The sequence below is a fragment of the Bacillus sp. 275 genome (assembly GCF_001999205.1).
GTDB lineage: Bacteria > Bacillota > Bacilli > Bacillales > Bacillaceae > Bacillus > Bacillus velezensis.
On record NZ_CP019626.1, the window covers coordinates 198,469 to 225,306 of the forward strand.

At 50.1% G+C, this 26,838-nt stretch carries 2 protein-coding genes; both read right to left on the reverse strand.

The genetic code is table 11. From position 1 onward, the window contains the following. Position 1: 1 nt before the first annotated feature. On the reverse strand, positions 2–16,303 hold the full coding sequence (locus tag BZ167_RS00785) for a non-ribosomal peptide synthetase (protein WP_077391910.1): 16,302 nt from the start codon (positions 16,301–16,303) through the stop codon (positions 2–4). Then, entirely contained in the window at positions 16,293–26,828 is a 10,536-nt protein-coding gene (locus BZ167_RS00790) for a type I polyketide synthase (RefSeq protein ID WP_061046772.1), read from the reverse strand. Before BZ167_RS00790 ends, BZ167_RS00785 begins: the two co-directional genes overlap by 11 nt. Between the last annotated feature and the right edge of the window lie 10 nt (positions 26,829–26,838).

Here is a 26,838-nt window from a genome sequence, read left to right on the forward strand (position 1 = left end):
CTTAACTCAATTGTTGTACATGTCTTGTTACTTTAGGCTGATAGCTTCGCAGTTTTTGCATCGCCGAGCCGTGATGTTCAGGGTATACTTCTATCATTTCTTCCGGTTTTTCCTCCGGCTCTTCCGCCTGTTTCATCATGACGAACTGATTCAACGGGCCGCCGAGCAATCGTTCAAGCGCCGCCATTGCTTCCGGCGCTTCAATTGATCCGACTCCCGCCTGTTTCATCCGTTCTTGATAGTCGGCAGATGATACGATTCCGACACTGCCCCAGTAGCTCCAATTCATCACTGCCGCCGAATACGGCCGAACTTGAGCCAAATGAGCGGCAAAGGCATCTTTGAAACTGCATCCGGCAGCATAATTGCTTTGTCCGGCCGCTCGTGCAAATGATTGAACAGATGAGAAGAACAAAGCAAAGTCCAGCGGCTCATTTCGGAACACGCGGGCCATATTCACGCTGACATTGACTTTCGCAGCGAGCACGCTTTTCAAACGGCTTTCCGGCATATTTGCCAGGCTCTGATCCTCTAAAACAATTGCGGAATGGATAATTCCGTTAATTTGCGGGTGCGTGCGTTTGATCGTTTCATACGCCCGTGTGAGCTCATTCGGATTTGCCGCGTCAGCTTCAATATAAATCGGCGCCGGGCCGAATTGGCTGAGTCTGTCGATTTTTTCCTGGATGGCGCTGTTATGTTTTCGTCTGCCGATCCAAACGACTCGCGCCTGATACGTTTTCACGGCATATTCGCTCCATGCCTCGCCGATGCCCCCCGCACCGCCGATGACGACATAAACGCCGCCTTTTTGGTAGGCGGGCCGGCTTGACACCGGCTGCTGTACAGGAATGAGGCGCTGTTTGTACCAGTGATTGTTCCGGTACGCCCATGTATTGCCTTGCTCATCAAACGGCGCTGAGAACAGCTCCGCCTTTGAAACGTCTTCCGGACAGCCGGCATCAATCAGCCTTGTTTGCCAGTTCGGATACTCTTTTGCGAGCGAGCCGACCAAACCGTGAATGCCTGCATGAGCCGGATCAATAATGTCCGCCGGCTGTACGGACTGTGTTTTTATTGTGACTGCAGTCAAGCTGATTCGCTTGCCTCCATATCCTAAAGCAAGCATGGCCTTAATCACTCTGTACATCTGGATGACGCCCGCATCCTGAGCTTTTACCATGTCATCAGCGCTGTGAAAAGGAGCGATCCATACGATATGCCCGAAAGACCCTGTTGCTTTCAGTTCAGCCGCAACAGCCTCTATTTCATCCTCCGGGTTGATATGAAGCCGTTTCGCAGAAGGATGATGCAATTGAAAAGCCGCGCTTTCCTCATCCCCCGCGATAAAGACAACCTCTTCCGTCTTATATGCCGGGCTTTGATCACGGAATTCCGCGAGATCCCACACCGGAGCCAGAAGGTTTGCTCCATTTAATGATGTTTCCGGCGCGGGGCCTTCCATCATTCTGGAAGAAATCCCTTTAATTCTGACACAGACCCGGCCTGTCTCATCACATAAGTCAATGTCCATACGCTGTATTTTTTCATCCGTTCCCCGGGAGCTGACATACGCCCACATGCTTGTCGTGCACGGGCTGAAAATGTCCAGTTCTTCAAGGGCGAACGGCAGTGACAGCTGGTTATCATCGGCGTGCAGCTTCAGACCGATTGTCGCTTGCAAAGCTGAATCAAGCATACACGGGTGAAGAACGTATTGATCTGCCGTTTCTTCGAGGAAGGAAGGCAGCCGGAGCTCAGCCAACGCTTGATTGCTTCCGATATGAATCTGCTGAATTCCTTGTTGTCCGGGACCGTAGTCAATGCCGATTTTGCTGAATAAGCCGTAACACTGTTCAGAAGTCAGTATACTGAGGCCGCATTGAGCTTTCAGTGCGCCTATATCACGGTGCGGAGCCTCCCCGGCGCTGAGAATGCCGGCAGCGCCCTGACAGTGTATCTGCCTGCCGCTTGCTTCTGTTTGTGAATCCGTGTAAATGTCATACACGATTTCACCGTTTTCCCTCGGGTTCAGGCTGATCTGCGCTTCAATCGGGCGGTTTCCCGCTTCGATCGGCCGAACCCAAACGATGTTTTTCAGGCGGGTGACAGATGGACGTTCCTTTTGCCCTTTGACTGCCTGAGCAACCGCCGCCCTAGCCATTTCCAAGTAGGCAACGCCCGGCATAACCGGCTTGCCCTTAATAAGATGATCGGTGAAAATCGTCTCTTGTCCCGTAAATTCGGATCGGTACCGCTGCTCTGTTAAATCTGATACATTTTCGTGAAGCAGCGGGTGCAGTACCCGCGACGTCGGCACAGCTTGCGGTTTCTCTGCTTTCGGCCGATTGTCCGTGATCCAGTACCGCTCTTTCGCAAACGGGTAAGCAGGAAGACTCATCCGTTGAGGCTTGATATCAGAATATAGGCCGTCCCATTTGATATCCGCGCCCTGCACCCATAATTCCGCAAGCTTGTCATTCTCTCGGCGGCTTATCAGCTCTTCGATATCCGCCTCGCCGTTTGCACCTGCCAGAATGGATTTCAGGGAGGTTTTACCCGCTTTTCCTTTATAAATGCCCGCTATATCATAACGTCCTTTCGCACAGCTCTTTAGCTTGTCCCGAAGTTCTTCGGCCGAGGAAGCGATAATGGCCGCTCTTTCTTCCATGGCATCACGCCCCTGCTGAAGCGTGTAAGCAACATCGGCAAGATCCGCATCCGTAAAAGAAGCTTGCGCCAGCTGCTGCGCCTGTTCCTGCAGACGCTCTTCTTCTTTGGCCGACAGCACAAAGATTTGAGGGTGTGTGAAAACAGCAGTTTTCCTTTCTTCCTTCGGGATATATTCTTCAATGACGACATGGGCGTTTACGCCGCCGATGCCGAAAGAACTGATTCCCGCACGGCGCGGCAGATGATTGCCGTTTTCGTCTTTCAATGCCGTCCATTCTCTTTTTTCCTGTACGATGTAAAACGGACTGTCTTTCAGCTTGATATACGGGTTGATGACCTCGCTGTGGAGGCTTTTTGCAAGTGTTTTATGCTTCATCTGCATCAGCACTTTGATCACACCCGCGACACCGGCTGCCAGTGACAGGTGGCCGATATTGGTTTTGGCCGATCCCAGACCGCAGTGACTCGCGTAAACGGCGGGATCGCCTGTTTTTTCGTACAGCTTTTGAAAGGCGGATTTCAGGCCGTTGATTTCGACCGGATCGCCAAGCTCCGTTCCGGTTCCGTGCGCTTCAATATAAGTGACTGTTCTCGGATCAACGCCTGCTTTGTCATAAGCCGTTCTGACGACTTCCGCCTGGGCTTTCGGATTCGGCGTCGTCAAGGAGTTCGCACGTCCGCCGTGATTGACCGCGCTGCCTTTAATGACACCGTAAATATGATCGCCCGCTTTTTCCGCTTCTGACAGCTTTTTCAAAAACAGAATTCCGGCACCTTCACTGACGGCAAATCCGTCCGCCCTGTCGGAGAATGTTTTACATTTCCCTTCTTTACTCAGAGCGCCGGCTTTGTCATAAGCGATGTGGCCTTGCGGTGTGACGACGGTATTCACGCCGCCGGCGATCGCCATATCGCAGTTCCCGTTTTCAATGGCGCATACGGCGTGATGAATCGCGACCAGCGAGCTGGAACAAGCCGTGTCGATCGGTTCACTCGGACCATGCAGATTAAGCATATAGCTGACGCGGTTCGGCCCCGCTGACGGACTCATATTTGCAGCTGACGCACCGCCGATATCCAGGTCGGAAAACAGTGAGCCGTATCCGGTATTCCCCGTGCCGATATACAGGCCTGTTTTCGTGCCGGAAAGGCTTTTAGCGGAATATCCCGCATCTTCTATCGCCTTCCACGCATACATCATTAACAAGCGCTGCTGGGGATCCATCTGTTCGGCTTCCAGCGGTGAAATTCCGAAGAACAGCGGATCAAAATCCGCAACTCCGTCGATAAATCCGCCCCACTTTACATTTGTTTTGTTGGCTTCATTAAGCGGGTCACCGTAATACTCACGCCAGTCCCAGCGATCCGCCGGCACCTCTGTTATACAATCTTTTCCCTCTTCTAAGTTGCGCCAATACTCATCAATATTTGCGGCCTTCGGAAACACTCCGCTCATGCCGACAATGGCGATCGGTTCCGGTTTATGTTCAGCCGCCGTCTGAACAGGCTGTACGGCAGTTTTTGCAAATCGTTTGTTCCCCGCCAGTCTGATGCCGCCATCATCTGTTACACCGCTTTGTTTTTCTTCTTTCGGCTGTGTGCTGCCGGCAAATTGTGTTTGATAGTCTTCTGCTAAATGATGCGCCAAGGCTTGAATCGTCGCATATTCAAAAAATACGGTCGGTGTCAGATCAAGCTGATAAGTGTCATTCAGCTTGTTGGCGAATTCCGTCAGCGTAATGGAATCAAATCCGTATTGATTAAACTCCAATTCGATATCGATTTCTTCAATGTTTATTTTCAGAAGCCCGGAAACCTCTTTTGCCAGCAATTCCTGAAGTTTTGCCGTCAGGTCTTTCGGCGCAGGCGTTTCATCTGTTTTCTTAACCGGTGCAAAAGCGGCTGCAGGAGTCTTTTGAAGCAGCTTTTCCCGCATTACGGCGCGGTTTCCTTCCATGACGAGCACGCTTGTTTTCCCCATGCTCCATGCTTTGTAAAGAGCTTCTATTCCGGTCTCAGTGCGCATCGGCGTTACGCCGGTTCTTTTTTCGGTGAGCTTCGCCATTTCTTCATTGACTTGCATTCCGCCGTTTTTCCAAAGCGGCCAATTGACCGACAATGTGTGACCGTGGCGGTACATTGCGGTAACCAGTGCGTTGCGGTATGCCGCATAGCTGTCCATAAATGCGTTTGCCGCCGCATAATCCGCCTGTCCCGCATTCCCGGTGACGCCGGAAATGGATGAGAAAACGATGAAAAAGTCCAGCGCTAAATGCTCGGTTGCTTCATCAAGGTTGACAAATCCGTCCGTTTTAGGAGCCAATACACTGTAAAACTCTTCGGTTGTTTTCTTTGCGATATACTGATCTTTCATCACACCCGCGCTATGAATGATGCCGTGAAGGCCGCCATATTCCGTCTCAATTGTTTTGACCAGGTCTGCCGCAGTTTGAGCGTTTGTTACGTCAGCCTGCTTGTATTCCGCTTTTGCTCCGAGTGATTCAAGCGATTGCAGCTGCATCCGCTGATTCTCGCTTAATGCGGAACGGCCTGTCAAAACCAGTGTCGGCTCTTTGACTTTGCGGGCGATTTCTTTCGCGAAAATAAAGCCTAAGCCCCCGGCTCCTCCGGTAATGAGATATATGCCTCCGTCGTTCCACGGAATGCGTATTTTGCCGCCGGACACGGCCGTTTCTTTGACATCTGCGCTGTATCGGATGCCGTTTTCATATTTGATATGGCTGTCATCAGCCCGTGTTTTATTTTCTCTGATGATGTCTGTGATTCTGCCGTTTTCCGCCGGTTCTATTTCAATCAGCTGGGTTTTCAGTTTTTTATGTTCCAGGCCGGCTGTTTTTAACAAAGCTGAAATGCCTGAGAGCAGCTGATGCTTATCTGTTTTAGAGAGAACCGTCTGGATGAGGACGTCTCCATCCGTCTCTTCCTTCAGCAGTTTTTGCAGCGTCTCCAATATCCGTCCTGTATAATCACGGAAGCGCGCCGCCGCTTTCCCGTGCTGGGAGGTCATTTCAATACATTCAGCTCCCGCGGCTTCAACGGCTTGTTTCAATCCGGCGTCTGTGTCACAAAGCAACACGATATGCCGGGCAAAAACCGGTTCCGTTTGAACGGCGGTTTCATCACTTCGGGTCCATACCGGCTCAAGCATGAGCGTTTCCGGAGCTTTTTCTTTTTTCTCAGGTTCTTTTTCAGCCATTCTGAATGACAAACCTTTCAGTCTTACGCAAACCTTGCCGTTTTCATCACAAATATCAAGATCGCGTTTTTCAATCTGGCCGGCTTTGTGGTCTTCAGAAAGTCTGGCGTAAACCCACATCTCGGCAGCGCATGCGCTGAATACTTCAAGCTCCTGAACCGCAAACGGAAGCATCAGTTTCTCATCATTTGTTCCGGTTAATATGCTTGATGCCTGCAATGCAGAGTCCATTAAGCCCGGATGCATGACATACTCCTGTACCGTGTCCGCACAAGCCGCATCAAGTGACAGTCTGCCCAATACGAAATCACTACCTGTATAAATCGCTTTGACACCCCGGAAAGCCGGGCCGTAATCAAAACCGATTTTGCGGTACATATCGTACACTTCATCTGCAGAAAACGGTGTCTCGGCGGATTGTGATCTCAGCTTTTGGAGATCAATGACCGGAGCCTCGGCGTCAGGGCGGACTGATACTGCCCCTTGGCTGTAAACGGACGGCTGATCTGTTTCCCGGCCGCTGTAAATGTCGAATTGAACGTCATTTGCCGTTTCAGGAATGAGACGGATGTTGACATGAACCGGCTCGTCCTCAATGGTGATCGGCCGCACCCAAACCGTATTCTTAAGCTTGACGCTTCCTTGTCCGGCCGGAACTTCAGATGCCTGTTCCATTGCTGCGCGCGCCATTTCAAGATGTGCCACTCCCGGTAAAATCGGTACGCCTTTTATAACATGGTCCGCAAGGTAAAATTCTTTTCCTGTATAGATTGAACTGAACCGCTGTTCTGCAAGGTTTGAAGTATTTCTGTGCAGAAGCGGATGAAGCGTGTCTTGTTTTCCCGCAGATACAGTGCTTGTTTTTTCGTGTTTTCCGGTGCTTTTTGCCGCCCAATAGCGGTCTTTTGCAAAAGGATACGACGGCAGGCTCATGCGTTTAGGCGGACGGTCTCCATACAGCTTCGCCCAATCGACGTTCAGCCCTTTGACCCATAATTCAAGCAGCTTCGCGTATTTGCCGCGTGCCATCCATTTTTCAACGGCTTCTTGAATTTCTTCATCTTCCGTCAGCATTTGCAGCGTGCCTTTGTCTATTCTTCCTCTGTACAAGTCCGCGTGCTTATCTCCAGTGATAAACTGTGACAGTTTTTCCTGCAGTTCTTCTGCAGATCCGGCAATAACCGCCAGGCGTTCTTCCATGGCGTCCCTTCCGATTTGGAGGGTATATGCCATAGAAACGAGGGAGGATTGATCGTACCGTTTTTCAGTAAGCGCACGTTTCAGCTGTTTTGCCTGCTCTTTCAGGCGTTTTTCATTTTTGGCGGACAGAACGAAAAGACATGGGTCGATATGAAAATCATCTGCTTCCTCTCTGTCTTCTGGAATGTATTCTTCGATGACGACGTGGGCATTCACGCCTCCGATGCCGAATGAGCTGATGCCCGCGCGGCGAGGCTGTTCGTTTCCGCGTTCGTCCGTCTGCGTCTTCCATTCCATTGTCTCCCGCACCAGATAAAACGGGCTGTCTTCAAGCTGAATGTACGGATTTACCGTCTCACAGTGGAGACTTTTTACTAGTGTCCGATGCTTCATCTGCAGCAAAATTTTAATAATGCCCGCTGCTCCCGCGGCAAGGGATAAATGGCCGATATTCGTTTTGACCGACCCTAAGCCGCAATAGCCGGCCGCTTTCTCTTTTCCGTCTGCAAACGAGCTGAACGCTTGTTTCAGGCCGTTAATTTCAACGGGATCTCCCAGTTCTGTTCCGGTGCCGTGCGCTTCGATATAAGAGACTGTTTTCGGATCAATGCCCGCTTTTTTGTATGCGGCTTTAATGACTTCCGCCTGTTGTTTCGGGTTAGGCGTTGTTAAAGATGCCGCGCGGCCGCCGTGATTCACCGCGCTTCCTTTAATGACGCCGTAAATATGGTCCCCATCCGCCTCAGCGGCTTTCAGCTTTTTGAGGAAAAAGAGACCGGCTCCTTCACCATGGGCAAAACCGTCAGCCTGATCAGAGAACGTTTTGCATCTTCCTTCTTTACTCAGCGCGCCCGCTTTGTCAAAACTGATATACACATCCGGAAGAACAATCGTATTGATTCCTCCCGCCAAAGCCATGTCGCACGTTCCTTCTTCAATTGAAGAAACGGCATGGTGTATGGCAACGAGCGAGCTTGAGCAGGCGGTATCAATCGGTTCGCTCGGCCCGTGCAGATTGAGCGTATAGCTGACACGGTTCGGTCCGACAGACGGACTTGTATTCGCCGCGGATGACCCTTCAATCGCCGCATCGGTCTTGGCTAAAAGCGAACCGTAGCCGGTATTTCCGGTCCCGATAAACACACCTGTCTTTGTGCCTGAGAGACTCTTTGACGCATACCCGGCATCTTCGATCGCTTTCCACGCATACGTCAGCAAGAGGCGCTGCTGAGGGTCCATTTGCTCCGCTTCCCGGGGTGAAATCCCGAAAAATAATGGATCAAATTCAGCAATCCCGTCAATAAACCCGCCTTGGTTGACGTTTGTTTTATTGGCTTCTTTTGCGGGATCCCCGTAATAGTCCCGCCAGTCCCAGCGGTCTTTCGGAATCTCGGTCATGCAGTCTTTGCCTTCTTTCAGGTTCTGCCAGTAAGCTTCAATGTCTTCTGCCATCGGGAAAATCCCGCTGATGCCTACGATTGCGATCGGTTCCGGCCCTTGGCCCCGCTGCACTGTCTGCGGAAGTGTCTCAGGCAGAGTGCGGCGTCGCTTAACGGCCGGGCGCGTGATTTGAGTCTCTTTTACCGGTCTTGCCGATTGAACCGTTTTTGTATTTACCGCAAACCGTCCGGCAAATTCCTCTTCGTATTCACTGATTAAATGAACGGCAAATTCATGGATTGTCGGATGATCAAAGAAAATCGTCGGCGTTAACGTAAGCCGGTACGTTTTGTTTAACTGGTTCGTAAACTCAGTCATCGAGATAGAATCCAGCCCGTATTTTGTCATTTCTTCATGAGGATCAATTTTGTCAATGTTTACTTTTAACAGTGAGGCCGTCTGCTGTTTTAACAGATGCTTCACTTTTTCAAGCAGGCTGTCAGCATCAATGTCATGACGTACGCCGGTCTCTGCTTCCGGATGATCATTCTCTTTGCGGAACAGTTTTGCTTTCATGTGTTTCACATCTCCTTCAACAACCGTCATCCGGGCTGTCCCGCTCATCAAGCCTTGATATAAAGCCTTGATGCCGGCATCTGTGCCGAGCGGTGCGATTCCCGCCTCCTGCATCAGCATATCTTCCGTCTGCTTTCCTGCCTGCATTCCGCCTTCTTTCCATAACGGCCAGCTGACAGAAAGCGTCTTTCCGTATCTTTGTCCTGCGGCTTGTAAAGAACGGCGGTACTCGGCATACATCTCCATAAAGACATTTGCAGACGCATAATCAGCCTGGCCGACGCTTCCAAGCACACCTGATAAGGATGAAAAGACAATAAAGACATCTAATTTCTCATGTTGTGACGCTTCATCAAGATACACAAGGCCCTTCACTTTCGGAGCGAGAACGTGTTGGTATTCCTCTGCCGTCTTCTTCACCATGTAGTTGTCTTTTATAATGCCGGCACTGTGAACAATCCCGTCCAGCTTGCCATGCCGTTTGCGGATATTGCGGATCAATCGGTATACTTCTGCTTCGTCCGTGACATCGGTCTGCTCATAGAAAACAGAAGCGCCGGCAGCACGTACTGTTTCCAGCATGTCTTTCTGCTTTTCTCTGAGAACGGATCGGCCGGTTAGTATGATGACGGCGTCTTTTGTACGGTTTGCGATCTCTTTTGCAAAGATCAGACCTAAACCTCCGGCACCTCCTGTAATGAGATAAACACCTTCGTCTTTCCACGGAATGTCCGGCTCCGCTTGAGAAATATCCATCTCTCCCCAATCAGCGGCAAAGCGCTTGCCGTTTTCATATTTCACATGGACGCTTTCGGCATGCATACGGTTTTCGAACGCTTTTTCCGCTATGCCTTCAGCACTTTCTTTCTCTTCGGCTTCGATCATTTGACAGATCAGCTTGGAATGTTCAAGGCATGCGGTTTTTAAGAGGCCGGTAATGCCTGAGAACACCTGCTGTAAGCCTGCTGACCGCGTAACAGCCTGAAAAAGAACGCTGCCCTTCGGCTTGCTTTTCATTATGGTTTTGATATGGTCAAACAGCTGGCCCGCATAAGAATGATACCGCTCTGCAATAGATGCGGGACGATCGTCCAAGATAATGACGCTTGCATGTTCAAGCTTTGCTTCCACGGCCTGTTTTACGGCTTCATCGTACTCACAAAGGAAAATAATATGCTCTTCATACGTTGGCTCGTGGTCCGCCGGTTCCGTCTGCTCTTTCCAGATCGGTTCAGCGAGCAATGTGTCCGTACGGCTGACCGAAACGCCGGCACCCGCGTTTTCTTCCATGATCCGCGTTGAGAAACCTCTCATCCGCACACAAAGCCCGCCGTTATTGTCATATAAATCAATATCGGCTTTTTGGATAGGATCGCCGGCTTTATTGTTCGCACTGAATGTGACGTGCACCCACATATCATCAGCGCACGGATTCAGAACGTCCAGCTCCTCTAAAGCAAACGGCAATGCGGCTTTGAATGGTTCCCCGCTTTCTGCAAGCAGCGCTCTCGTCACGTTTTGCAAATATTCGGCGGCCTGAAGCGCACCGTCCATCATACTCGGATGAAGGATATAATCAGCTTTTGTATGAGAGACGGATTCAGGAAGCTTCAATTTAGCAAGCAGCCGGCCTTCGCCTTTGTATACAAGCTGCACCCCTTTGTATCCGGGCCCGTAATCAGCGCCGATCATTCCTTTGTAAAACGCTTGAGATTCGATTGTTCCCTGCGTGCACCGGCGCTTCAGCTGCTCAATATCCGCCGCTTCCTCCGGTTCCTTCCGGATGATTTCAGCGATGCCCTGATTATAAAGAGGAGCTTCTTCACCGATAGAATCGTTACCCCCGTACATTCTGTAATGAATCTGTCCGTCCTCTTCTTCATAAAGTCCGATATGGACACGGACAGCCTCCTGATCGGCTATCACCGGACGGACCCATACAATATTCTTTAAGCGCAGGCCCAGAGATTCCTCTGTTGCCCCGCCGATGCTTTTCTCCGCCGCGGCCCGTGCCATCTCAAGGGTAACGGCAGCCGGCACGATCGCCATTCCTTTAATGATATGCTCAGCAATAAAATACTCTTTTCCCGTGAATTCCGAACTGAACCGCTGCTCCTGCAAGACGGATGTATTCTGATGTACCAGCGGATGCAAAAGTTTGGTATCCGTTTGCTTCACCGTTTCCTCCGGCCAGAAGCGCTCCTCTGCGAACGGGTAGGTCGGCGCACTGATTCTTTGCGGCGCGGAATCCGGATACAATAAGCCCCAATCGACACGCGCTCCTTCAACCCAGAGCGCCGCGAGTGCTTTCAGCTTTTCATCCCGTGTCTGACATGCCGCAAGCTCTTCCATCTCCTGAGCTGACACTTCTCTGCTTCTCACTTTTTCGCCCCGTAAGATGTTTTGGTCATTGCCGTTGATGAAATCCTGCAGCTGACGATTCAAATCGTGACGATCATGACTGATAAAAACGGCTCTCTCTTCCATCGCTTCACGTCCGGTCTGATACGTAAATGCCAGATCATGCAAGGAAACATCGTTTTCGGCTTCATCCAGAAAGCCGGATAAACAAGATGCATAGGCAGTAAGACGCTGCTTATTTCTCGCTGACAGCGGAACGATATAAGGCGGCTGTCCGTCATTTGATCCGCTGATCGTTTTGTTTTCATACTGTTCAAAAATGGCGTGTGCGTTTGTTCCTCCGAGTCCGAATGAGCTTAACGCTGCGCGGTGCGGCGTCTCTCTCTCCGGCAGCGGTTTTCTCTTATCCGCCACATAAAACGGCGAACCGCTGAATTTGATATTCGGATTCGGTGACGTGTAATTAATGGTAGGCGCCAGCTCCCGATGATATAAACTCATGGCGACTTTGACGCACCCGGCCAGACCTGCTGCTGTATCCAAATGTCCGATATTCGTTTTTACGGAGCCGATCCCGCAATACTGCTCCCGGTCCGTGTAACGTTTATACACTTGCTGCAGCGCGGACATTTCAATCGGATCACCCAATGTCGTTCCTGTGCCGTGCGCTTCGATATAGGAAATCGTCTCCGGGTGAATATTCGTGCTGTCTAAAACATGCTGGATGACGTCAGTCTGACCTTTTACACTTGGTGCGTAAAAACCGACTTTATCCGCTCCGTCATTGTTCAGACCGATGCCTCTGAGCATGGCGTATATGTGATCTCCGTCCTGAACGGCTTGTGACGCCTTTTTCAGCAGAATGACGGCCGCTCCTTCTCCGCCCGCCATACCGTCGGCTGAAGCGTCAAATGCTTTGACATGCCCGTCGCTTGAAAAATTCAATCCGTTTTGGTGCACATAGCCGATGCTGCTCGCTGCATGCAGAGTTGCTCCGCCGACGAGCGCGTATTCCGATTCTCCGCTCGTTATGCTTTTGTAGGCTGAATAAAGACCGACTAATGATGATGAGCAATTGGAATGAACGAAATAGCTTGGCCCTTTTAATCCGAGCTTATGGGAAACCATCGTCGGAATCGTGCCGCTCTGCGCTAACACCCATGACACATAGCCGTCGGGAGATTCATGGCCTTCTGTCGTTTTTTCCGGCAAAAGCGACCGATACGAATTATTGCTTGCCGACATATAAACGCTTGTCTTCGGAATCTCTTTCGATACATATCCCGCGTCCTCGACGGCTTTCCAAGAATGAAGCAGCAGAAGCCGAAGCTGAGGATCCATAAATTCTGCGTCTTTCGGAGAAATGTGAAAGAACTCAGGGTCAAAGAGATCTTTTCCTTCTATCGTCGATAATGCCGGCACATAGTCGGGATTTTCGATCAAATCTTCAGGCACGCCGGCTTCCCGAAGTTCTTCTTCCGAGTAGAACCGGACGCTTTCCTTTCCTTCTCTTAACTGCTTCCAAAACTCATGATGATTTTTCGCGCCGGGGAACTGGCAGGAGATCCCCACTATCGCCACACTGTCATCAAAGTAAGACGGCACCCCGTTTTGCGGTGTTTGTTCTCTTTCTCTCTCATCTTGGCAGGACGCCTCTGATTCAGCCGCCTGTTTTGTTTCAACAATAAATCGGCTGATCGCCTGAATGGTAGAGTGTTCGAATAAATCCGTGACGGTAAAATCGCATTCAAGCTCCTGTTTAATGCGTTCTGCCGCCGCAACAGCCAGAAGCGAGTCGCCTCCCACATCGAAAAAGCCGTCTTCGATTTTGATGCCCGCCGTATTCAGCAGGTCTTCCCATATTGCGGTCACTTTCGCTTCCGCTTCTGATAACGGCAGTCTGCCCGTCTTTTCAGACCGGTGAACGATTACCTTGCGCTGTTTTAGGTCTTTGCGGTTCACTTTTCCGCTCGGTGTTAACGGCAGCGCATCCAGACGGATAAAATGGGCAGGCGCCATATAATCCGGCAGACTCGATAAAAGATGGTTGCGGAGCGCTTTTTCGTCTGCCGTATGACCGGAGCGGGCCGTATAATAAGCAATCAGCTTTTTATGTCCGTTCTTTTCCTGAACCACAACCGCCTGGTCAAGGATATCCGGATGTTCGCTCAATTTCGTTTCAATCGCTCCCAATTCGATGCGGAAGCCGCGAATTTTCACCTGACTGTCAATCCGGCCGGCATATTCTATATTTCCGTCAGGCAGCCATCTGGCCAAATCACCTGTCTTGTAAAGTTTTTCTCCTTCACTAAACGGATTATCAATAAATGATGCCGCCGTCAGCTCAGGCTGATTGTAATAGCCTCTGGCCAGACCGGCGCCGGCCACGCAAAGCTCCCCGGCCACACCGTCAGGGACGGGGCTGAGCTTTTCATCGACGATATAAAGCCGCGTATTGTGAATCGGTTTCCCGATCGGCGTATTCCTGCTTGTGATTTCCTTTTGGCCGCAGCTGTAGTAAGCGGCATAAATGGATGTTTCCGTCGGGCCGTATATATTTTCAATTCTGGCATGTTTGAAGATGGAAACTGACTTTTTAACTAAATCTTTCGGAAACGCCTCTCCGGCCACCATCACATATTTCACAGGGCCGTCTTCTGTAAATGCCGTATGCCGCTTTACCGTTTCCAGAAATACATTAAACACGGCGGGCGCAAAATTCAGATGCGTGACCTGGTGGGTTTGGATATATTCCATGCAAAGCTGCGGATTTTTTTCTGCACCAGGCGGCAAAATGACAAGCCGTCCGTTTCCGATAAACCAGCCGAATAATTCAGAAATCGAAACGTCAAATACGTAATTCGTTTTTAACAAATAGGCATCCTCTTGTGCGACCGGATACTCAGCTTCCAAAAACTGCAGCGTATTCATGATGGCTCTGTGCTCAACCATGACGCCTTTCGGTTTTCCCGTGCTTCCGGACGTATATAGAATATAAGCGAGATGATGCGGTTTTGAACGCGGCGTCAGTTTTGCCCCGCTGACAGAACGTCCGCTGTTTTCAATTTCCACCGTGCTCACACCGCCGATGGCCAACTGTTCAATCATGCCGCGCGTCTTTTCCTGTGTTAATACGATTGACACGCCGCTGTCAGTCAACACGTGGGCCATCCGTTCGTTTGGAAAAGCCGGGTCCAGCGGTACATACGCGCCTCCCGCTTTTAAAATGGCGAGGATGCCGATGACCATCTCAAAAGAACGCTTCGTACAAATGCCGACCGGGCATTCCGGTGTGACGCCCTTTTCTTGCAGGTACACAGCGAGCGCCGTGCTTCGTTCATCTAATTCGCGATATGTAAGACTGTTTTCACCGAATGTGACGGCTTCTCTGTCAGGGTGGCGTCCGGCTTTTTCCGCAAACACTTCATGAATGCAGCGCTCATTCGGCTGATGGGATGAACGGCTTTCATCCCGTTTTTGATTGAGCAGGCCGGAACAGGCTTCAAAAGCGATCTCCGGATCAGAAAGCACCTTTTCTGCCAGTTTCATATAATGCTCCGCCATTCGTTCGATGAAAGAAGGGCTGTAGACATCCGGGTTGTACAGAAATTGCAGGACGGTTCCCGTTTCTTTTTTATAGACTTCAAGCGCAAGCTCAAATTCGCCTTCCTGATGAATGTCTTCTATCATTTCAATGCCGAGTGATTGATATAGTTCCGCCAGCTTTTCCGCTCCTTCTGTCCGGAAGAAGTTTTGATAGAAAAACGCGGTTTGAAAAACAGGCGAAACCGCAGGCGAGCGTTCCGTCTTCAATTCTTTGACAAGCGCGGGAAACGGATACGCGGCATGGTACAGCCCTTCTGCCAGTGTCAGCTGCAGCTCCTTCAAAAACGACGTAAAAGATTTGGCGCCCGTCTCCCTGCTTCTGACCGCGATCATATTAATAAAGTATCCGATGACAGACTCAAATTGAGCCTCAGAACGCCCCATCGTCGGCATGCCGACGATGACATCTTCCTGATTCGTATATTGATAAAGCAGTCCTTTGAAAATAGCGAGATACACAACGGATTCATTGACATTATTTTTTTGGGCGCAAACTTTAATCTGCCGGTTCAGTTCATCAGGAAGCAAGCGCTGATACGCCTGCCCTTTGCAAGTTTGAACCGATGATCTCGGATAATCCGACGGAAGCTCAAGCACCGGCAGCGGTCCTTCCAGCTGCTTTTTCCAATAAGAGAGATGCGCTTTTCCCGCTTCGCTTTCCAGCAGCTCTTTTTCCCATTTCACAAAGTCATGATAATCTGCGGCCTGCTGAAGCATGACAGGTTCTTTGCCTTCGCTTGCTTTTACATAAGCGTCCAGCAGCGCCGACATAAACGTCATAAGAGAGACGCCGTCAAAAATGATATGGTGAATGGTGATTAACACAATCGGCTCCCGCTTCGCCCGCCGGAATACTTGAACACGCAGGAGCGGCCCGGTTTCAAGCGAGAACGGTTCTTTTGCTTTTTCTTTAATAAACGTAAGCGCATCACGCCCGCTTAATTCAGAAAGATCCATTTCTTCAATCGAAAAATGCCGATCCGTATCTTCTATCTGATACGGAAGGCCGTTTTCCTCTTTTATCACACTGGTCAAAATAGGGTGCTGGCGCTGCACGGACAAAAGGGCGTTTTTGAATGTCTCGATATCCAGCTTTTGAAAACGAAAGCATAACGGAATGTTATATGCGCTCATCTCCGGAAACATTTTCTGAAGCATCCACAAACCTTTCTGGCCTTCAGAAAGCGGACGTTTTGCAGTTGTCCGCTTGAAAGCCTGAAGCTTTTGTTCTACTTCAGCGATGGTGAGCGTTCCTGATCTGTAGGCATCGAGAAGTTCTTTATGATTCATAGGTCTTACTCCCTTCTATGATGTCTTGCACTCTTTTAAAATCTAATGTCCCCTCAGAGACCTGTTTCATCATGGCGATGATCTCCTGATCCGTATACTCCTTGTTATCCGGAGCGGCGGCTTCTGTTTCGGTTTCTTCCGTTCTGTAAAACGTTTCGATCGTTTCTTTGTGTTCTGTCAAGTAATAGCTGATGACGTCTCCGAGCGTGGCATAGCTGTAAAATAACGCCGGAGTGACTTCAATGCCGTAATGACTCGTCAAAAGAGCGGCAAATTTGGCTAAATAGATGGAATCAAATCCGAATTCCGCCCAGTTTTTATGCAGGACGAGTTTATCTTTCGATATTTTCAGCAGACTGTGTATCAGCTCTTTCAAATCCGCTTCGAGCCGTTTTTCTGCGCTTTCTTCCGGGATGCGGCGGCTCACGGTTTCCAAAAGCGCATCCGGTTTTGATGAATCGTCCCGCCGTATGCCTAAAAATCGTTCGGCACGGCTTCTTTCGCCGGCAATGACAAGGCACTGGGTGTTGTCTTGAGAAATGACGCGCTCAAATAGCTCAATGCCTTCATCTGTTTCTAACAGGCGCTGGCCGCTTGATTTCAGGTACATGCCCGTCGTCTCTTCACCGCCGACGGCCATTCCGCCGTTTTTCCAGACCGGCCAGTTGATGACAAAAGCGTTTCCGCTTTCTGATTGTTCGTTTTTATAGTTGGCATACGCCATTTGGAACCTGTTCGCGACCGCATAATCACAGCAGCCGAAATCTCCTAAAACAGCCGATGTGGATGAAAAGTAGCAGATGAAATCAGGCGTTTCGTTTTTCAGCCACTCGTCAAGAAGCAGGCTTCCGTTTATTTTCGGTTCAAGCGTACTGCGGAAATTCCCGATTTCATTTTCAAAGACGGATGTTCTGCTTTCGATGCCGGCCGCATGAATGACGCCGTGAATGGCTCCGAATCGTTCTTTCGCGCGCTTGATGCAGTCGCCCATTCCGATCGGATCACAAACATCGGCTTCGGCGTAAAGAACACCTGCGCCGAGATTTTCCAGGTCTTTCATTTTTTCTTTCTTTTCTTCATTGATCGGCGACCGCCCCGTGAGAATGACATTTGCCTGGTAGTTCCGGGCGAGATGGCGGGCAAATAAGTAGCCGAGCCCTCCTAATCCGCCTGTAATGAGATATGTTCCGCCGGTTCTGATCCTGCCGTTTTCTTTCGTTAGTCCGGTTGGTTCGGTGTGATAGACATATCGTTTTCCCTCTTCCAAGAAAACGGTTTGGTCTGTTTCAGCTTTCAGCTCGTCCCAAATGGTTCTCATCCAGTCCGTTATGGCCGCACCGGCTTTTCTGAAGTGGCCGGTAACACTTGTTTTCGGGAGAACAATGCCGAGCGAACGCTCAAAGCCGATCCATGATTCCAAGTAGCACCTTTCCAGACCGGATGCATATTCCCCCGCCAATAACAGCCTTTCCGGCTGCAGATCGGTCTCAGCCATTGCTTTGAGAATATGGACGATACATGAATAATCTTCGATGCAGCTTTTATCTTCAAGCGCCCATAAATACCAAATGGCAGAAGCTTCACCGTACTCTTTTTGAATATCCGCAAAAGCGTTCACATATGATTGCGGATCTTCCCGCACCACTTGGCAGCGGCCGGCGGACAGAGCCTCATACCGGTCTCCCTGAGCGATAAAAATAACGTCAATGCCACTGTCATACGATTTGATCACAGAGACGGCTTCCTGCTGCTTCTTCTGATCAGATAAGAAAGAAATCACCGTTTTGATTCTCTTTTCTCCGGCTGCCGGCAGAGCCTGTTCTTTAAGAACTTCTCTAAAAGCCATTACTTCAAATTGTTCCGCCGGATCACTTTCATCAGCCGGCGCGTTAACGGGCGCTGCCTTGCTTTGTACAGGCTGCTGATGCCAGAAGCGTTCTTTCGCAAACGGATAAGCAGGCAGGCTGATGCGGGCCGGAGGACGGTCTCCGTATAATTTCGCCCAATCGATGTCCAATCCTTTTACCCAAAGCTCAAGCAGCTTAGAATATTTCCGTTTGCTGATCCAAGCGTCTATGATTGTTTCCAGATCATCATCCGCCGAAAATACGGCAAGCATCCGTTTGTTTTCTTCCGTGCCGTCACGGTGCAGTCCGGCGCTGTTTTGTCCGGCGATAAATCCATTCAGTTTTTCCTCAAGTTCATGAAGTGAATGGACGATAAAACCGAGACGCTCTTCCATCGGCACCCGGCCAGTCTGAAGAGTAAAGGCTATGCTCATAAGGTCGCTGCCGCTGTATCTTTTTTCACGGATGGCGTCTCTGAGCTGTTTTGCTTTTTCAGTGAGCCGTTCGCTGTTTTTCGCGGACAGGACGATGATGGCGGGCTGATCTGCCGGCATCTCATCAGGCTCTTTGTCTGCCGTATATTCTTCTATGACGAGGTGGGCGTTTGCTCCTCCCGCGCCGAAGCTGCTTAACCCCGCCCTTCTCGGAAGCTCTTTGCCGCCGATGACGGGACGTTTCCACTCACCGAGCTCCTGCTGAACGGCAAACGGCGTATACGCGAAATCAATATTCGGATTCAGCTGTTCCGCGTGCAGGGACGGCGCAATTTGGCGGTCTTTGAGCTGGAATAGTATTTTTGTCAGACCCGCAATGCCCGCGGCGCTTTCACAATGACCGATATTTGATTTTGCGGAGCCGATGGCGCAAAACTGTTTGTCTGTTGTATCCTCTTCAAATGCTTTCGTTAATCCGGCGATTTCAATCGGATCTCCTAATGCGGTCCCCGTACCGTGGGCTTCAATATAACTGACGGTGCGCGCCGGGACGTTTGCCCTTTCGAAAGCTTCTTTTATTAAGGCGGCCTGCGCATTCGGATTCGGAACGGTGTATCCGTTCGTTTTGCCTCCGCTGTTAATGGTGCTTCCTTTAATCACACCGTAAATGTGATCGTTGTCGGCAATCGCTCGGTCCAACGGCTTTAATACGACCGCTCCTACCCCTTCTCCGTCGACAAAACCATCCGCGCGGTCTCCGAACGATTTGCACGTGTCGCCTGCGGAAAGCATGTTCATGACTGACAGATTCATATAATGGATCGGGTCGGTCACTATGTTTACGCCCCCGGCAATCGCACATTCGCTTGAACCGCTGTATATGCTCTCAAGCGCCAGATGAATGGCCGTCAAAGAAGAAGAGCAGGCTGTATCAACGGCAATGCTCGGCCCTTGGAAATCAAAAAGGTAAGATACCCTGTTGGCAATGGACCAATAGCCGTAGCCTGTCGGGTAGTTTTTGTTCATCGCGCCGGCAAAAACACCGATTTTTCTGCTTTGGCACAGGTTGTCAGGCGTATAGCCGGCATCCTCGATACTCGCATACACCGTTTCTAAAAATAATCGCTCCTGCGGGTCCATTCGCTCCGCTTCCAAAGGAGAAATCTGAAAGAACAGCGGATCAAACTTGTCCATATCCTCAATGAAGCCGCCCCATTTCGTATAAATAGAGCCTTCTTTACCTTTCTCTTCATCGTAGTAATCCTGCCAGTTCCAGCGTTCCCGCGGGATTTCTTCTATGCAGTTTTTTCCTTTTTTAATATTAGCCCAAAGCTCAGCCGCTGTTTTTGCCTGCGGGTAGCGTCCTGAAACACCGATGATGGCCACGTCGCGAACCGAACTTTGCCGGACGGTCTCTTTGGCTGCCCGTTTTTCCCTCCGCCGCCAGTCAGTGCGAAGCGGCTTAGCAGGCTGTACAGCCTGCGGTTCTAGTGATGCCTTCCGTTCTTCCTGAACAGGCGTTTGTCCCGTCAGTTTGATCATCGCGTCTTTTTTCGTCTTGATTAAGTGAGCGACGAGCGCCTCAATCGTCTGATATTCAAAAAATAAAGTGCTGCTGACTTGGTCCAATACATTTCGTAACGCGTTTGTCAGCTGTACGACGACGATAGAATCAATTCCGTATTTTTCAAGCGGCGCTTTCGGATCAATTTGAGCCGGCGGAATTTTTAATGTTTCTCCGATTAACGTTTTCAAGTACTCGGTGCTTTTTTCTGTTAAAGACGTGTCGCCTTTTTGCACCGTTGTTTGCGCCTGAAGTTCCGGCGCATGTACTGCTTTTGGCGGAGCGGTCCGTTTTCCGGCCCCTGCTTTAAGCGTTTTTTGGCGAACAATGCCGTTGCTTTTTGCCGCTATAATCTGATGGCTTAATTCATGTGCCGCTTCTGCCGGGAAGAAGACAGAATGCCAGCCTTCACTTTCTAACACGCGTTTCCAGCTTTCCGGATACAAGCCCGGGCACCCCGGAATACGAAGGGCAGAATCTTCATGCAGCCACCAGCCTTCAAGCAGTCCGAAAGTAATATGCGGGAACAGGCTGTTTCCCGCCATTTCATTTAAGAGCAGCAAACCGTTGTCTTTTAAAACGGCTTTGGCGTTTCTCAGCGTCTGGCGGATGTCTTTCGTCGCGTGGAGCACATTGGCCGCAACGACGATGTCGTATGCGCCCGGCTCTATGTCCTGGCCGGCAAGCGGCGCTTCTGCGTTAAAAAGCTTATACGTCAGATAAGGATTCCGTTTGCCGTATTCCGTCTCCGCATGCACGAGAAAAGCTTTCGATACATCGGTGTAACAGTATTCTTTTATATGGTTTTGATACGGCCTAAGCTTTTCAAATATGCCTGCGCTTGTGCCGCCTGTGCCCGCTCCGATTTCCAGTATGCGGATCTCGGCTTTTGAATGTTTGCTGATGTTTTCTTTCACATAAGCCGTTAATGTATCTGACAGGGCGCTGTTAAAGTAATCCGCGACTTGATTGTGCTTATAAATTCCTTCAACAAGTTCCATTGAAGAGTGCGGGAACATGATGTCTGTCGCCGGCACGTCTTCGCGCAGAATGTCCGGCAGTGCTTTAAGCATCGTCTCGGCTAAAACAGTCATCGCTTTTGTATCGGCGTTATTGAGCCATTCCTCTTTTTCCCGCTCCCATTTTTGCCATAGCGCGGCGGTTGTGTTTTCGGCTCGCGCCGACAGTTTATATGAATCCGCATTCCCTTCCAGATAGCCATGTTCCAGAAGGAAAGCGATCGTTTGATTGAGCCATTTTTTAAAGTATTCATGTTCGGGCTCATACGCTTTAAGGCTTTGCGGCGTCAGCAAGTCTGCTTCTTTAAGCTGGGCGATCAACAGCTGATACAGAAAATCATCAAGCTCCTGATGTTCAGCCTCTCTAACAAGACGTGCGCCGGGCGGAGCGACCTTCGGCTGTTGTGAAAAGACAAGCGGCTGAGGCGGATAAACGGAAATCTTTTCTCTTTCATTCATCCCTTCGACTGCGACCGGTTTTGTCGTATGAATGAAAGCCGCCTGATCAACCGGCAGCGTCATAAGGGTTTCAAGCGCCTCCATTGCAGCGTCCGGTTCGATTAATCCCAATCCGATCTGATCCATCAGCTGAATAAAGTCGCCGTCTTCAGCCGCTTCGCTGTTGCCCCAATAGCCCCAATTCATCACTTTGACCGGACAATTCCATGTCTGATCAAGTTCTTTCGCAAATGCGTCACTGAAAGCGCATCCTGCGGCATAATGGCTTTGTTTCACGTTATGGATAAATGCCACAAGCGAGGAGAAGAAGAGCGCAAAGTCAAGCGGCTCCCGTCCAAATACCTCCGCCATGGACACACTTACATCGGCTTTTGCCCGCAGCACCGATTTGAACTCTTCTGTCTTCATATTATTTAAGCTTTGCTCAGACAGATCCATTGCCGAGTGGATGATTCCGTTCATTTTTGTGTGGCGCTCTTTTATGAACTGATAAGCCCTCTCTAAGGAAGCACTGTCGGCGGCATCGGCGGAAACATATTCAGGCGCCGGGCCGAATGCGCTGAGCCGGTCGAGTTTCGCCTGTATGGAATCATTCAGTGTGCTTCTTCCGATCCAAATGATGCGTGCTTTGTAGCGGCGGATCATGTATTCACTCCATGCCTCGCCAAGATACCCCGCGCCTCCGATCACGGCATAAACCCCGCCTGTTTGGTACAGCGTGCCGTTTTTCGGCATATTGTCAAGCGGTATCAGCTGCCGCTCAAACAGCTGCTGATTGCGGTACGCCCAAATTTGACCGTTTTTCCCGGCAGAAAGACTGAGCGCCTCTTCGATCGGCCAGCTGCCGTCCGTTTCTGTGTCAATCATGCGGATATGCCAGTGCGGATATTCTTTCGCCATTGTTCCGGCAAGTCCGCTGACTGCGGCTTGTGACGGGTCGGCGCTGTCTTGATCCGAAAACGGCTGGGCATTTGCTGTGACGATGCACCAGTCCAAACGTTTTTCTCCGTACCCTAAGGCAAGTAATGCTTTCATCAGCTTGAACACATGAAGAACGTTTCTTTCCTGTTCTTTGAGGCTGTCCGCACTCTCAGCCTGCGGAGCAAGCCAAATGATTTGCTCCAGTTCTTTTTGTCCTTCAAGCATGTGCGTAAGAGATGTGATATCATCCGTACCTCTGATCGGATAATAGGAAGCGTTCGGCAGGTGTTCTTTTATGCGCGTATGTCTCGAATCCGTTCCGCCGAATACTGCCGTCTGCTTATCCACCGCTGCTTCCCCGGCTTTTTCAAGCGCAACAGGCTCCCAAGCCGGAATCAGCATTGTATGGCCGACAGGCGCCTCCGAGGTTTCTCCGCCCGCTGTTTGGCCTGTGTCAAGCGCCCGGACGGACGCGCCTTTCATCCGGACATAAACTGTACCGGCATCATCGCACATATCAATGTCAAATTTTCTTACGTTGTCATCTGCTTTGCTGCCTTCTGTGTACCGGATATATGACCAGATATGTTCAGGACACGGCCCGAACACTTCCACTTCCTGCATCGCAAACGGCAAAGAAAGCTCGTGGCTGTCTGCATCGTCATGTATCGATCGGACAAGCAGACCGACGGATGCGTGAAAAGCGGCGTCCATCATACTCGGGTGAAGCGTATACTGTTCTTTTTTGTCATGTACAGCTGCTGGGAGTGAAATACGGGCCAATAATCGGTCTTCTCCGATCAGCAATTGCTGTACGCCCCTGTATGCCTCTCCGTAATCCAGACCGATCTTCTCAAAAGCACCGTAACATTCTTCCGCAGTCACAATTCCTAAATTGCAGGAAGTTTTGACAGACTCGATATCAATCTGGGCGCTTCCCGGTTCGGTAATGACCGCTTCACCCTGGCTGTGAATAACCGGATCTTCGCCGTTTTCTGCCTCACTGTATATTTCATAGGTAATCTCACCATTATCTTCTGGGTAAAGGGCAATATGTATTTCCTTCGGTTTGTCTTCAATCATGACCGGCCGGACCCAAACAACCTGCCTGAGTGTGACGCTATGGTCTTTTTCCGTCACGGCAGCAGCCTTTTTGACCGCCTCTGCGGCCATTTCCAAATAGGCGACGCCCGGCAGTATTTTTTGTCCGTTGACGACATGGTCAGATAGGAAAAATTCATCTCCCGTAAAAAGAGACGTGAAGCGCTGCTGCGAAAAATCTGACGTATTTTCTTGTAAAAGCGGATGCAGCACTGTGCCTGACGGGCTTTTCTCCTGTTTTTTCTGCTTCGGAATCCAATAGCGTTCTTTTGCAAACGGATAAGTCGGAACGCTTGTTTTACGCGGTTTATCCGAACCGTACAGCTTATTCCAATCTACTGTTTTCCCTTCTGCCCATACCTCGGCAAGCCGTATCGGATCATCCGTCTCAGGAGCGGCTTCGCTCATCTCCGGCAGCTCAGCTTGTCCGCGCCATAAACCGGGGATGTTTTCGTTTCCTTTTACGAAATCATTCAGCTTTTGCTTCAAGTCGCGGATGTCATTTACAAGGAAGACAGCTCTCTCCTCCATTGCTTGACGTCCTGTCTGAATTGTATAAGCCAGTTCAGACAGCACCGTCTTTTCTGAAAGCGATCGGGCTAGTTTTTCCGCATAGGCCAGAAGCCTGTCTTTATTTCTTGCTGACAGCGGGATGAGTTTTGCTGCATCGTTCTCAGGTGCAGGCGCTTTTTGTTCAGGCTGAATGTATTCTTCTAAAATGATATGGGCATTCGAACCTGATGCACCGAAGGAACTGAGCCCGGCCCTGCGCGGATAATGTGTGACTTTACCGTTTTCTTCAGCTGACGGTTGCTTCCACGGAGCAGTCTGCTGCTGTACGTAAAAAGGAGATTCCTCAAATTTCAGGTAAGGATTTAATTCCGCAGAATGCAGTGATTTGACAAGCGTTTTGTGATGAAGCTGCAACGCCGCTTTTGTTAACCCGCTGATCCCCGCCGCTGATTCTGCGTGACCGATATTTGATTTGACCGAACCGATGGAACAAAATTGCTGATCCTGCGTCCCTTGGCTGAACGCTTTTGACAGACCTTCAATTTCAATCGGGTCTCCTAACGAAGTACCTGTGCCATGGGCTTCCACATAACTGACGGTCCGCGGGCTGATACCTGCTTTTTTCAGACAGGCCTTAATGACTTCTGCCTGTGCAGCAGGATTCGGGACGGTAATTCCGCTTACTTTCCCGACGTGGTTAACGGCGCTTCCTTTAATGACCGCGTAAATGCGGTCGCCGTCTTGTTCGGCTTTTTCCAGCGGCTTCAGCAATACCGCACCGACTCCTTCTCCGGAAACGTAGCCGTCCCCGCCCTCGCCGAATGTACGGCAGCGGCCGTCACTTGAGTGCATGCCCACGCTTCCGTAGCTGAGATATTTCGCCGGGTGCAGTGACAAGTTCACCCCTCCCGCAAGCGCGGCCTCACATTCGCCGCGGCGGATGCTCTCAATGGCCAGATGGACGGCGGTCAATGATGAGGAACAAACGGTATCCACCGCGATGCTCGGCCCGTGGAAGTCACAATAATAGGACACTCTGTTGGCGATCTGCGCATAATTCAGTGAAACCGGAAACGGATCAGTCTCAGATAATTGTTCTGCGCCGATTAAGGAATAATCTTTATGCATCACCCCTGCAAATACGCCGATCGGATGCTGTTTCTCCCCTTTATTTCCCAGCGTTTCAGGCGTATACCCCGCATCTTCAATCGTTTCCCAGCATGTTTCTAAAAACAGGCGCTCCTGCGGGTCCATCGTTTCCGCCTCACGCGGTGAGATTCTGAAAAACTGCGGATCGAAGCAGTCGGCATCTTCAATGAAACCGCCCCATTTTGATACTGTTTTTCCTGACGGGGACGTTACGTTTTTATATGTTTTCCAATCCCATCGGGACTTCGGAACTTCAGTGATGCAATCCGTGCCTGCCTTCAGGTTTTCCCAAAACTCCGCCACACTTTTCGCTTTCGGATAGCGGCCGGCCATTCCGATAATCGCGATGTCTCCGGTGTTTTTATGATGTTCTGGCGCGTCCGGCGCTTCAGCTTCAGACCGTGATGGTTCGGCTGCACGTTCCGCACATTCAAATGAAACGGTCTTTTTCAGATAGGCTGCGAGTTCTTTTATATTTGTATATTCAAAGAGAAGAGTGGGCGCGAGGTCCGCACCCGTCTTTTTATTGATATCCTGTACAATCTCAAGCAAAGAAGATGAATCCAGCCCAAGCTCATAGTAGCCTGCAAGAACGTCCAGCGTCTCCCAAGGCTGCCCAAGCTTATCAGCCAAAAGCTTCTTTAAAAACAGAATGATGTCTTTTTCATCTGCGCTTTCCGGCTCAGTTGCAGCCTGTTGATTCTGTTCGGCTGTATTCTCGTCTTCTTCGAACCGAACCGCTTTTCCCGTAATGTTTTTAAGCTCCGCCACCTTTTGTCCGGATCGGCTGAAGTACTCGATCGTCATCGTTGTGAGTTCTTTTTCCTGACGGACGCCGGAAGCGGCGATACGCGCCGTGCACTCAGATTGCAGCCTGTCGGCGGCCGTGAACGATTCATAATATAAAGGCAGATGAAGCCGGTTTGTTTCAGAAAGCAAACCGCTCGCCCCGATTCCGCTCGCATCCAAAAGTGCCGGATGGAATAAAAAGAAATCTTTTCCTTCTTCGCAAGAAAGCTCAGCCAGCATTCCGCCTTCTGTTTCGTACAATCGTCCGTTCGATTTCATCATGCCGGAATGAACCAAGTCATGATCCAGGCATCGGTTATACATGTCATCAAGATTCAGAGATCTGCCTGACTGCTTCACATCGCCGAAATCAATGGTTTCGTCAAATGTCACAGCGTCTCTTTTCACCATTTCAGCTGTCGCATATTGTATATTGTCTGACAGCTCGTCACCTTGCTGTTTCTGCCCTGAAAGGGAGATGAGCCACTTTCCATCTCCGCTATCAGAACATTGAATGGTCAGAATGATTGCAGCCGTTTCACTGACGGTTAAAGGCTGATAAATCGTAACGTGCTTCAATTCGAGCTCATTGTATACATAACCGTGTTCCTGAAAAACCTGATAAATCAAATCGATATAAGCAAGACCGGGCAATACCGCTTCACCAAAGACCTTATGGCCCTTCATGATGGGATGATCCAGTGAGATATTGATTTTTTCCGATATCATTCCTTCCCAC